This is a genomic window from Leclercia sp. M-A074-M (assembly GCF_965195605.1).
GTDB lineage: Bacteria > Pseudomonadota > Gammaproteobacteria > Enterobacterales > Enterobacteriaceae > Enterobacter.
In genome coordinates this window covers 1-10,941 of the sequence record NZ_CBDAHM010000021.1, presented here as the reverse complement: position 1 = coordinate 10,941, position 10,941 = coordinate 1, and the positions used below count along the sequence as shown (strand labels likewise).

The 10,941-nt window shown below is 48.3% G+C and carries 7 protein-coding genes and 5 pseudogenes; 3 read left to right on the top strand and 9 right to left on the bottom strand.

The genetic code is table 11. From position 1 onward, the window contains the following. The 3 genes and pseudogenes from ACOKCT_RS22695 to ACOKCT_RS22685 form a co-directional block, all read right to left on the bottom strand. A pseudogene (locus tag ACOKCT_RS22695) lies at window positions 1-186 on the bottom strand (IS5/IS1182 family transposase); the annotation flags it as partial. A gap of 34 nt (window positions 187-220) precedes the next feature. Continuing rightward, complete coding sequence (locus tag ACOKCT_RS22690; protein ID WP_001617865.1) at window positions 221-1,096, bottom strand: extended-spectrum class A beta-lactamase CTX-M-14; 876 nt, start codon at window positions 1,094-1,096, stop codon at window positions 221-223. A gap of 249 nt (window positions 1,097-1,345) precedes the next feature. Further along, complete coding sequence (locus ACOKCT_RS22685; protein WP_000608644.1) at window positions 1,346-2,608, bottom strand: IS1380-like element ISEcp1 family transposase; 1,263 nt, start codon at window positions 2,606-2,608, stop codon at window positions 1,346-1,348. Window positions 2,609-2,795: 187 nt separating this feature from the next. Here ACOKCT_RS22685 and ACOKCT_RS22680 point away from each other — a divergent pair. Together ACOKCT_RS22680 and ACOKCT_RS22675 are read left to right on the top strand one after the other, a co-directional pair. Continuing rightward, window positions 2,796-4,049, top strand: a pseudogene (locus ACOKCT_RS22680) (penicillin-binding transpeptidase domain-containing protein); the annotation flags it as partial. Between the two features lie 64 nt (window positions 4,050-4,113). Continuing rightward, window positions 4,114-4,971, top strand: coding sequence for a class A beta-lactamase LAP-2 (locus ACOKCT_RS22675; protein ID WP_012477595.1), 858 nt, complete (start codon window positions 4,114-4,116; stop codon window positions 4,969-4,971). A gap of 48 nt (window positions 4,972-5,019) precedes the next feature. Here the strand turns inward: ACOKCT_RS22675 and ACOKCT_RS22670 are convergent. Beyond that, a pseudogene (locus tag ACOKCT_RS22670) lies at window positions 5,020-6,173 on the bottom strand (IS3 family transposase). A gap of 394 nt (window positions 6,174-6,567) precedes the next feature. Between ACOKCT_RS22670 and ACOKCT_RS22665 the strand changes: the two are divergent. Then, window positions 6,568-7,224 (top strand): quinolone resistance pentapeptide repeat protein QnrS1, encoded by a 657-nt coding sequence (locus ACOKCT_RS22665; protein ID WP_001516695.1) that lies wholly within the window; start codon window positions 6,568-6,570, stop codon window positions 7,222-7,224. Between the two features lie 318 nt (window positions 7,225-7,542). Here the strand turns inward: ACOKCT_RS22665 and ACOKCT_RS22660 are convergent. The 5 genes and pseudogenes from ACOKCT_RS22660 to ACOKCT_RS22640 all read right to left on the bottom strand — a co-directional run. Beyond that, window positions 7,543-7,971: pseudogene (locus ACOKCT_RS22660) on the bottom strand (recombinase family protein); the annotation flags it as partial. Window positions 7,972-8,003: 32 nt separating this feature from the next. Beyond that, window positions 8,004-9,395, bottom strand: a complete 1,392-nt coding sequence (locus ACOKCT_RS22655; protein ID WP_001493761.1) for an ISKra4-like element ISKpn19 family transposase — start codon at window positions 9,393-9,395, stop codon at window positions 8,004-8,006. Between the two features lie 36 nt (window positions 9,396-9,431). Next, window positions 9,432-10,004 (bottom strand): recombinase family protein, encoded by a 573-nt coding sequence (locus tag ACOKCT_RS22650; protein WP_001493762.1) that lies wholly within the window; start codon window positions 10,002-10,004, stop codon window positions 9,432-9,434. 136 nt (window positions 10,005-10,140) lie between these two features. Next, window positions 10,141-10,731, bottom strand: a complete 591-nt coding sequence (locus tag ACOKCT_RS22645; protein ID WP_012477564.1) for a plasmid pRiA4b ORF-3 family protein — start codon at window positions 10,729-10,731, stop codon at window positions 10,141-10,143. A 94-nt stretch (window positions 10,732-10,825) separates the two neighbouring features. Continuing rightward, window positions 10,826-10,941 (bottom strand): annotated as a pseudogene (locus ACOKCT_RS22640) (DDE-type integrase/transposase/recombinase); the annotation flags it as partial.

Below are 10,941 nucleotides of genomic sequence, written 5' to 3'. Positions count from 1 at the left end.
TCTGCCTCGTGAAGAAGGTGTTGCTGACTCATACCAGGCCTGAATAGCTTCATCATCCAGCCAGAAAGTTATGGAGCCACGGTTGATGAGGGCTTTATTGTAGGTGGGCCAGTTGGTGATTTTGAACTTTTGCTTTGCCACGGAACGGTCTGCGTTGTCGGGAAGATACGTGATCTGATCCTTCAACTCAGCAAAAGTTCGATTTATTCAACAAAACCAGTTACAGCCCTTCGGCGATGATTCTCGCCGCTGAAGCCAGCACATCGCGGCGGCTCTCTGCGTTCTGTTGCGGCTGGGTAAAATAGGTCACCAGAACCAGCGGCGCACGACCCTGCGGCCAGATCACCGCAATATCATTGGTGGTGCCGTAGTCGCCGCTGCCGGTCTTATCACCCACAGTCCACGACGTCGGTAAGCCGGCCCGAATGCTGGCTGCGCCGGTCGTATTGCCTTTGAGCCACGTCACCAACTGCGCCCGCTGGGTTTCGCCCAGCGCATGACCCAGCGTAAGCTGACGCAACGTCTGCGCCATCGCCCGCGGCGTGGTGGTGTCTCTCGGGTCGCCGGGAATGGCGGTATTCAGCGTAGGTTCAGTGCGATCCAGACGAAACGTCTCATCGCCGATCGCGCGGGCAAAAGCCGTCACGCCTCCCGGGCCACCGAGCTGGGCAATCAATTTGTTCATGGCGGTATTGTCGCTGTACTGCAACGCGGCCGCGCTCAGTTCTGCCAGCGTCATTGTGCCGTTGACGTGTTTTTCGGCAATCGGATTGTAGTTAACCAGATCGGCAGGCTTGATCTCGACAGGCTGATTAAGCAGCTGCTTTTGCGTTTCACTCTGCTTAAGCACCGCCGCGGCCGCCATAACTTTACTGGTACTGCACATTGGAAAGCGTTCATCACCGCGATAAAGCACCTGCGTATTATCTGCGGTATCGATGAGCGCGACGCCCAGCCGCCCTCCGCTGCTTTTCTCCAGCGCCGCCAGCTTTTGCTGCACCGCACTCGTCTGCGCATAAAGCGGCGCGCTGCCCAGCAGCAGCGGAATGCACGCCGCCGCCGCGAACATCATCCGTTGCACTCTCTTTGTCACCATCTCAAACTCCCAATACGGTCAATCCGTGTTACATCAGTATTCCCTAAATTCCACGTGTGTTTTTTATTAGCTTCAAAAATCACTATTTCACGAAGAATTTAGACTGCTTCTCACACATTGTAACATTATTTACAACCACCTTTCAATCATTTTTGATAAATCATTGATTTCATCTTTGCTGCAATGATACTTAATAAACTCTGCAAGTTATCCACAGAGCAACACTCAATTTTATTGATGATATTCTTATTATACCAGACATTTTTCATACACTCCCTTGTACGGATAGTTTTCCGACAACTTCATGATTACATATCTTGCGGTTTTGATTATTTTTGCTGCAAGAAATACATACTTCAAACGAAAGGTCTTTATTTGCTGTCTGTATTCTGAAGAGTCCAAGGAATCAAACTTGAACAACAAAAATAGGTTATATGAAAGCATCATCATTTGAAACACGGCTTCATTCGCCCAAAATGACTTTAGCAAGAGATGACCCACCGCCATGTCGTATTTGGCTTCTTTGATATAGTTTTCAGCATTACCACGCTTTTCATAGTATATAACTACTTTTTCAGAAAGCAAGGTAGTATTTGTTACAAAGAAAAAGTAGTCGTATTCGGAACCTTCTAAAAGTGATAATTGTGCTCTTTCTTTTTCTGGTTTCAGTACGCGAGATACGACAAATCTTCTGTCTTTTTCCCATTTAACTAATTTTGTATACAGTTCTGTAGTTTCTCTACCTTCTTCTCCTTTAACGAATACAATTGATGAATTCGTTGCTTGTGAGGTGAGTGTAGAATAACTTTTGGCTTTAATTAAATATTTGCATCCAAGAGATTCTATCGTTTCGATAATTTTTTCATCAAAGTAGCCACTATCCATTCGAAATAAAATTTCTAAATCGTCTGATTTGATGTTAGCAACAATTTCTTTGATCATTTCCGCAGCACCGTTTGCAGTGTAAGTATTGCCACTTCTTACAAATCCGGTAACATATGCTTTTAATTCGTCGCAAAATGCAAATTGGATATTGTAGCATCGGTTTCCCAGTTTCTTAGGATTATATCCTTTTGACGCACCTTCTTGATGACCTTCTACGTTAATTACACTACTATCAATATCAATCGTAATGGATGTCAATTTACTTTTAGTGAGCAGTTTTTTAAAGACTTTAAAATTAATGTCTCTAAACATTTGGGTTGTCTTGAAGTTGAAGTTTCCTAGAAACCGTGACACTGTTTCAGGTTCTTTTACGGAAATATCAAACTCGTTGACGAGGGGATCATTTTGAAGTAGCTTTAGACGTTCTAACTTATCAATGCCAATGAAGTGACCGCAGAGCATGGTCTTTATATGATTCATCTTGATTTTATTTGTTGAGTCATTATCAAATACGAGGTCATTTTCAATAAAATCAAAAATCCCATTGCTTTTTGCATTCTCAAGGAGCAGAAAAAGACCTGCATTTGATGTTAGATTCTTAGCTTTGAAATCAATTTTATTAATCATAATTAGAACCCCTTTTTACTACTTTTCTTACTATTATTTTACCATATATCGAGTCATAAAAGCTGATAATTTAACATATTTTTGAGCACTTTTCTTTCACCCAATGGGTGAAAGCTGAATTTCGAAGGAATGCATATTTATCAAGGCTTTGATTATGCTTTTTGAAGTACTGACGTAGAATCTAGGATACAATGAAAATCGCTACTATCCGCTGGGTGAGGCATCAGCCTCGCTCATTGGTGTGACCGGTGCCGAAAATAGAGGGCTGAGTGGTATTGAGCAGAGCTTTAACACCGTTCTGAGAAAGGACTTCGGGGTGAAAAAAATACGCAAAAACGCCAGGGGGGGCGTCATCAGCGTGATCCAGTATGACGCTCCGGAAACTGCACCGGCGATCAGGCTGAGTATTGACAGTGTGCTTCAGTATATTGTTTACAGCCGGTTAAGGGAGGGGGTCGAGCAACATCACGCCCAGTCAGGCGCTGCGGTGCTTGTCAGCGTAAACACCGGCGAAATTCTGGCTATGGCATCCTATCCGTCGTTTAATCCCAACCGTTTTTCCGGTGCCACTTCCGCTGAAATGCGTAACGTGGCGATTAATGACAGCTTTGAGCCGGGTTCAACGGTTAAACCCTTCGTCATTCTTGAAGGCCTGCGCCGCCATATTATCAGCAGCAGCACGCTTCTTGACACAAGGCCGTTCAGGGTTGACGGCCATCTTATCCGGGACGTGGGATACTGGCCGGCGCTGACGCCGACCGGCATACTTCAGAAATCCAGTGATACCGGAGTTTCACATATTGCCCTGGCGATGCCTTCGGATGCGCTGGTAAAAACGTATTCATCCTTCGGGCTGGGAAAACCGACAGGGCTGGGCCTTCCCGGTGAAAGTACTGGTTACTTTCCGTTCAGTCGCCATCGATGGGCTGATATTGAGCGCGCCACCTTCGCTTTTGGCTACGGCCTCCGGGTAACCCCGCTCCAGTTAGCCAGAGCCTATGCCACTCTCGGGGCCTGTGGCGTTTATCATCCGTTATCCGTTACACGGTTATCCGCGCCGGTGTACGGTGAGCAGGTGGCGGACCCGAAGCTTGCCGATGCTGTAATCAGAATGATGGAAAGTGATGTGTTACCCGGCGGAAGTGGCGTAAGGGCAGCTGTACCGGGCTACCGTCTGGCAATAAAAACCGGAACCGCAGAGAAGTTAGGTGCCGGTGGAAAATATGACGGGGGGCATATTACCTATACGGCAGGCGTCGCGCCGGCGAGCCGTCCTGAAGTGGCACTGGTTGTGGTTATTAACAATCCCAAAGCGGGACAGCATTTTGGTGGCTCAGTGGCGGCGCCTGTCTTCGGCCAGATTATCGGTCCGGTGCTTACCCGGCTGAAGATTGCACCGGATGCTTTACGTGCTCCGGTGGTACACCGACAGTCCGGCTGAACAGAGCCTGTTTACTCATTATTTATCTATTATTACTTAACTTAATTTTAAAAAGGATATTAATATGAAAAAGATCCGCCTTATTATAATCTCTTTACTGGCTGGAATGTGTACTCCAGCATTATCTACACCAGTCAATGTTACTGATACAATACAAAGCACAGAAGACCATATCAAAGGTCGGGTTGGTTTTACTGAAATAGACTTTTTATCCGGGAAGGTTCTGAGTAGTCATCGCCGTGAAGAACGTTTTCCTATGATGAGCACATTCAAAGTTTTGTTATGTGGAGCAATATTAGTACGTGTTGATAAAGGGCTTGAACAACTTGAACGCCGAATTACCTATAATAAGCATGACCTGGACGACTATTCTCCACTAACCAGTCAGCACATTGCAGATGGAATGACGGTTTCTGAGTTATGCAATGCTGCCATTACCACCAGTGATAACACTGCTGCAAATTTATTGCTATCAACTATTGGCGGGCCGGAGGGATTAACTCATTTTCTGCGTAGCACTGGTGATAGTTATACAAGGCTTGATCGACACGAACCCAGCCTTAATGAGGCGAAGCCTGGCGATGAGCGTGATACCACCACTCCGGCAGCGATGGCTCAAACGCTACAAAAATTGTTAAACGAAAGTGTACTTACAGAAAAATCTCGAAAAAAATTAATAAGCTGGATGCAGGAAGATAAAGTCGGCGGGCCTCTGTTCCGCTCTGTACTGCCAGCTGGCTGGATGATAGCGGATAAAACAGGAGCAGGTGATCACGGATCTCGGGGCATCGTTGCACTGTTGGGCCCCGGAGGCAAGCCATCTCGTATAGTAGTCCTGTATATTACAAATACTCATTCATCTATGAATGAACTCAACGAGCATATTGCAGGGATCGGAGATTCAGTAATTAAGAACTGGTAATATATTTACAGTGGATTTGACCCTATATATCCAGACGTTTTTGCTCTCTTACGGTTGCGATAACTTCCTGCGTATATATTCCCGTGGTGAGCGATATCCCAGTGCACTATGCGGATGATGTTCGTTGTAATGACTGAACGCCACCGCCAGATTCATCACCGCTGCCTCGCTGTCCGGTTTCGGCATGATGCTGATGTAGTCCCGTTTTATCGTCATCACGAAGCTTTCTGCTATGCCATTGCTTTCCGGGCTTCGCACTGCTGTCGTACAAGGCTCCAGTCCCAGCAACCGGGCGAACGCCGGCACTGTTGGCAACTGCCTTCCGAAGCGTTTTTCCACCGCACCCAGCATGACATCCTGCACCGTTTCTTTGTCATAGCCTCCGGTGCTCGCTGCCCAGTCAATGATCTCCCTGTCGCAGCAGTCCTGCGCGAAGGTCACCCGCAGCTTTTCGCCATTATCACAGCGGAACTCAAAGCCATCTGAGCACCAGCGCCGGTTACTTTCCGCTACTGCTACGCGCCCCTTATGGGCCCGCTTACGGCAAGGATCAGCGGGTTTACGTTCAAGAAGCAGATTATGCGTTCTCATAATGCGATACACCCGCTTTGCATTAACCACAGGCAGGCCGTCCCGCTCCGACTCCCGTCGCAGCAGCGCCCACACACGGCGATAACCATACGTCGGCAGGTCAGCCACCGCCATGTTTATCCGGGACAATACGGTGGTATCGTCAGAACGGGGCTGCCGTCTGCGATCCTGTCAGTCAGATGGCCGGTGAACCCGAATGCTCAACTGCGCACGCGACACGCCAAGACTTCTGCAAACGTCGCTTATTCGTCGTTCCCAGGCAACGAGGGCGCATGCGCAATCCATTTTTTTGCCCGGCCGAACTCCACGGCCTCTTTGAGTATCTCGGCTTCCATCGTCTTTTTGCCCAGAAGGCGCTGGAGTTCGCGAATTTGCTTATTGGCGGCAGCGAGTTCGGAGGCCGGCACCACTTCCTCGCCCGATGCAACAGCCGTCAGTGAACCGTCTTAATATTGCTTGCGCCATTTGAATATCTGGTTTGCATTGATGCCATGCAGGCGCGCGACATGAGACACGGTCATACCGGGCTCCATAGTCTGCTGAATAATGGCAATTTTTTCCTGCGGTGTACGACGCCGACGCCGCTCAGGTCCTGATAACACTTCAACCATCTTATCGTTCTGACTGGTATTAAACATAGTTCCAAGACTACCTCTTATTTTAAGAGAGTCGAAGTGTCTGGTGATCTATGGGGCCAGTCTAGCCCTCTTCCAAGTGTAGGGAGATATAGTCAAAGTTTGCTTCTCCGCCGATGAGTCCGCCCTGCGTCGGATAGTCCGATTTTTTACCGGCGAAGCACGGCTCTCCTAACCCTATCTAAAGCGAATAACTTTTTTCAACAGGGCCGCGTGCCAATGCAAGAGCGATAGGCGCTCTACGCGCCAATTTGACCACTTAAAACAGGTAAATTGAGGGGTTGTAATGTGTTGATGTAACAGGCTTTTATTTTAATGTCTTGGCATATGTATAATGGTAGTCTAGCCCTCCTTTCAACAAGGAGTACTCATGGAAACCTACAATCATACATATCGGCACCACAACTTTTCACATAAAGACTTAAGTGATCTCACCTTCACCGCTTGCACATTCATTCGCAGCGACTTTCGACGTGCTAACTTGCGTGATACGACATTCGTCAACTGCAAGTTCATTGAACAGGGTGATATCGAAGGCTGCCACTTTGATGTCGCAGATCTTCGTGATGCAAGTTTCCAACAATGCCAACTTGCGATGGCAAACTTCAGTAATGCCAATTGCTACGGTATAGAGTTCCGTGCGTGTGATTTAAAAGGTGCCAACTTTTCCCGAACAAACTTTGCCCATCAAGTGAGTAATCGTATGTACTTTTGCTCAGCATTTATTTCTGGATGTAATCTTTCCTATGCCAATATGGAGAGGGTTTGTTTAGAAAAATGTGAGTTGTTTGAAAATCGCTGGATAGGAACGAACCTAGCGGGTGCATCACTGAAAGAGTCAGACTTAAGTCGAGGTGTTTTTTCCGAAGATGTCTGGGGGCAATTTAGCCTACAGGGTGCCAATTTATGCCACGCCGAACTCGACGGTTTAGATCCCCGCAAAGTCGATACATCAGGTATCAAAATTGCAGCCTGGCAGCAAGAACTGATTCTCGAAGCACTGGGTATTGTTGTTTATCCTGACTAATTGCTTTGATGTGTGATTTTAAACGCTCAAATTTATAAAACGAATAATATTGTCAACCTTGCAATAATAGACATAGGGACAACCATGTATAAATTTTTACCCTCAGGCGTCTTCACAATAGAGCCATATAGCAGTGGGTCACTTAGTGGGCTTAATTTTTCCATTAAAGATAATATTAATATTGCTCAGTATAAAACATCATATGGTAGCCCATCTTGGCAAGTAAACATAAGGCTGCCATTTATAAGGCACTGTTGCAAAAATGTGGAGGTGATAGGGGTACTACGCCGGAACCCCAGATTTTTCCGTCCGTTCAAATTATCCACGGTTGAGCAGCTTGATCCCGTCCGCCCGCAGTTGACCAACAGGGGAAATATGCCTGTACAAAGTTTGCCGGGTTATCCCAAGTTCCTGGCATAGCGTACTGACCTTTGTTTCTGATTGTCCCATTGATGCCATTGCCAGTCGCAGTTTGACTGGCGTCATTTTATAAGGTCGGCCGCCGTTCCGCCCACGGGCTCTTGCTGATGCCAGACCTGCAGTCGTTCTTTCAGCAATCAGTTCGCGCTCAAACTCCGCCAGTGCGGCAAAGATACCGAAGACAAGCTTGCCAGCGGCCGTTGTTGTGTCGATAGTCGCCCCGTGACCGGTCAGCACTTTCAGACCGGTCCCCCTCGCGGTCAGGTCGTGCACTGTATTAATGAGATGACGAAGATCACGACCGAGGCGGTCCAGCTTCCATACGACCGAGAGCATAAAAAATATTGGGGCAGCGTGAGCTATGCTGCCATCGCTGGTCCCTTCCCGTCACTTTGAAAACCCGGATACCAGCAGACAAATTTATCCTGCAGTTCGTTATTCAAAACGGCGGTCCGGGTCTGTAACAAATAATGAGCCCCTTTTCTGCTCCACTGCATCTGCTGCTTTTTGGCCATTCGTCTGGCGATCACTTCATTGATCGTGGATTCCACAAACGCGGTTGATACCGGCTCTCCGTACCGACGCATTTCGCCGTAGTTTGGGATCATCATCTTATTATTCCGGATGTAGGTATACATTTCATCCAGATGTTTTTGCAGGGATTTCAGGCTAGGATAGCTGAGTTCAGGGTCATCGCAATACATAACGCAATTATCAATATGTTCCAGCGCAGCGACAACATTGCCATGCCAGAGATATCGTTTAATGCTTTCCAGCAGTGCCAGAACTTTACTCCCCGCCTCTGGATCTGATACCAGCAGTCCCCGGGCATATTGCATGAGCACCTTCAGCCTCATGGTGATATGAAACCAGTCCAGCACATGCGTTGACTCAGGGTACATACCGAACTGGAGGTCCCTGAGATTATCCGCGCCGTCGGACAGAAAAAATATCTGCTGGTTGGCCTGCATTCCCTGCGCTGAAAGGTGGGTCATGAGCCTGCGTTCCGGATGACAGTCATCCTTCTGAACAAAACCGAAGCGGCGGGTGTCAGCAGGCGCACCAACGGAAAAAGACTTCCCGGCAATAATTTCAAAATTACGCTTTTTGTCATCCCGATCGCGAACATAACCACCATCTATACCCACCACAAGCGGTTTTCCTGGCCTGGGCAGGTTCCCCCAGTCGCGGGGGCAGCCGGAAAGAAAACCTGAATGAGCTTCAGCCTCAGCGTCAAGACGCTGCGCCACCTGGCATAAATGATTCCTCACCGTTGAGGCATTCAGGCTGTGGCCCACCGGCAGAATATCTTTCAGCAGACGAGTCGTCATTTCATAGGAGATCATCGAGGCCCAGCGGGTTTCAATATATTTCAGTGCCGGGTGAGAATAATCGCCGGCCCAGTCGCTGAGCAAACTGACTGTCTTTGTATCACTCTCTTCACAACGGCACCGGTACACCCGAAGCCCGGATACCGGAATAACGCCAAACAGCGTCCGGTACCGTATTTTCTGTTTGCCTTTGATTCTGCGCGCAGCAAGGCAGTGAGGGCACCGGATATGGTGTTGAGTATATTCGTCTGCCTGCAGCTGGACCACCGACTGCTGGACCGTATTCAGCAACAGCTTGGATTCTGACACCGATAATCCGATGTCGTTCCGGGTCTCCCCTGATTTCTGGATTGTCATCAGTTCCTCCGTTCGACTGGAGCCTGATTCATCGGTGATGACTATCTGGAGCGTCAGTTGCATCATTGCCTCCTGCTGTGGTGGATGACTATCTCCCGGCTACTGGTTGTTCATCTGGTGACGAAGCTTATAATATGTGGAAACGCCAAGGCCCGCATGGTCGCAGGCGATCCTGAGCCTGACCCCTCTGCTTCTGAGTGCGTCAATTTCCTGGATCTTTTTGATATCGGCGCCGGGGCGCCCTGTTTTTTCACCCCGTGCTTTTTTCGCGGCGATGCCGTCGGCCTGCCTTTCCTTCAGTAAGGCTCGTTCAAACTGGCTGAATGCCGACATCATGTGCAGCTGCAGTTCCTGCATCGGATTGTTTGTGCCGGCGCTGAACGTCAGCTGCTCTTTCAGAAAAATAAGGGTAACGCCCTGGTCACGAAGCCGGGTGGTGACAGCGCACATATCCGACATATTCCGGCAAAGGCGATCGATGGAATGAACCAGAAGCGTATCACCAGGGCGTAATTGCCCCAGGAGTTCCTGTAACCCCGGGCGGTTTGTGTCCTTCGCGCTGGCATGCTCAACACAAATTTTATCAGGCTGAAAACCCGCCTTTGACAATGCCTCTTCCTGACGGGCCGTATTCTGATCGGCCGAGCTTACCCTGATGTAGGCATATTGCACGCAAAACCTCCGGAAGGTCTTTAAACATCATAGAGATTTAAAGAATAATCCATAAACACTGATTTAGGGAGGTTTATAGACATTTTTTCGGGGATCTGAGAGGCATGCTGAAAACGTATACCTTTATAGACATCAGTCAGCGACGACGGCCCAGCCAGATAACTTCAGGCTCCAGTACCGGAGATGCAAGGTCGAGCCTGCTCAGTTGCCGGTTGATTTTGTGGCGGTTGAACCTGACAGCATCCAGGTCGTCAGCAAAAGGGCGGATCTCGCCGACCGTTGTTTCATCATCCGCATTAACGATAGCTTCAAGAAACGCCAGGGTTTTATCGAACTCATCCGCAGCTGTGGCTCCGGGCATACCATGGCCGCTTATACAAAACGGCGCTTTCAGCGTAGAGTTTTCATAAATGGCCTCAACACGAATGTCATGAAGCCAGTGCTCAAAGAAATTGTATTCATAGGTAAAGCGATCGCCAGCATCAAAAGCAAAATCATCAATCACGACCCGGAACGGATTATCGACAAAACCGATGCCTCCTTCGTAGGAGATACCGTAATCTTTGCCATAAATGTGAAATTGATGGAGATGGTCGTCCCCCCAGCCCTGCACTATCTGGAAAATGAAGTGAAGCGCGGCCAGTGACGTGTCGGCAGCAATTCTCAGCCGACGCCAGACCATCGGACTGACTCCATGAACTGCTATTTTGATGACGTAGATCTTCATAGTCAGCAGGTATTGTTATGAAATGATGGTGGTTATTTTAACCCCTGTAGATGGCATCATTCGATGGCTGCCCCGAGGTTTTTCATGCTCTCCTTATCCGTTTCAGTTTGCCATGATCGCATTCAATCACGTTGTTCCGGTACTTAATCTGTCGGTGTTCAACGTCAGACGGGCACCGGCCTTCGCGTTTGAGCAGAGCAAGCGCGCGAC

Excerpts from the sequence above, each read along its gene's own strand:
- ACOKCT_RS22690 (WP_001617865.1), bottom strand. The coding sequence starts at position 1,096 with ATGGTGACAAAGAGAGTGCAACGGATGATGTTCGCGGCGGCGGCGTGC.
- ACOKCT_RS22685 (WP_000608644.1), bottom strand. The coding sequence starts at position 2,608 with ATGATTAATAAAATTGATTTCAAAGCTAAGAATCTAACATCAAATGCA.
- ACOKCT_RS22675 (WP_012477595.1), top strand. The coding sequence starts at position 4,114 with ATGAAAAAGATCCGCCTTATTATAATCTCTTTACTGGCTGGAATGTGT.
- ACOKCT_RS22665 (WP_001516695.1), top strand. The coding sequence starts at position 6,568 with ATGGAAACCTACAATCATACATATCGGCACCACAACTTTTCACATAAA.
- ACOKCT_RS22655 (WP_001493761.1), bottom strand. The coding sequence starts at position 9,395 with ATGCAACTGACGCTCCAGATAGTCATCACCGATGAATCAGGCTCCAGT.
- ACOKCT_RS22645 (WP_012477564.1), bottom strand. The coding sequence starts at position 10,731 with ATGAAGATCTACGTCATCAAAATAGCAGTTCATGGAGTCAGTCCGATG.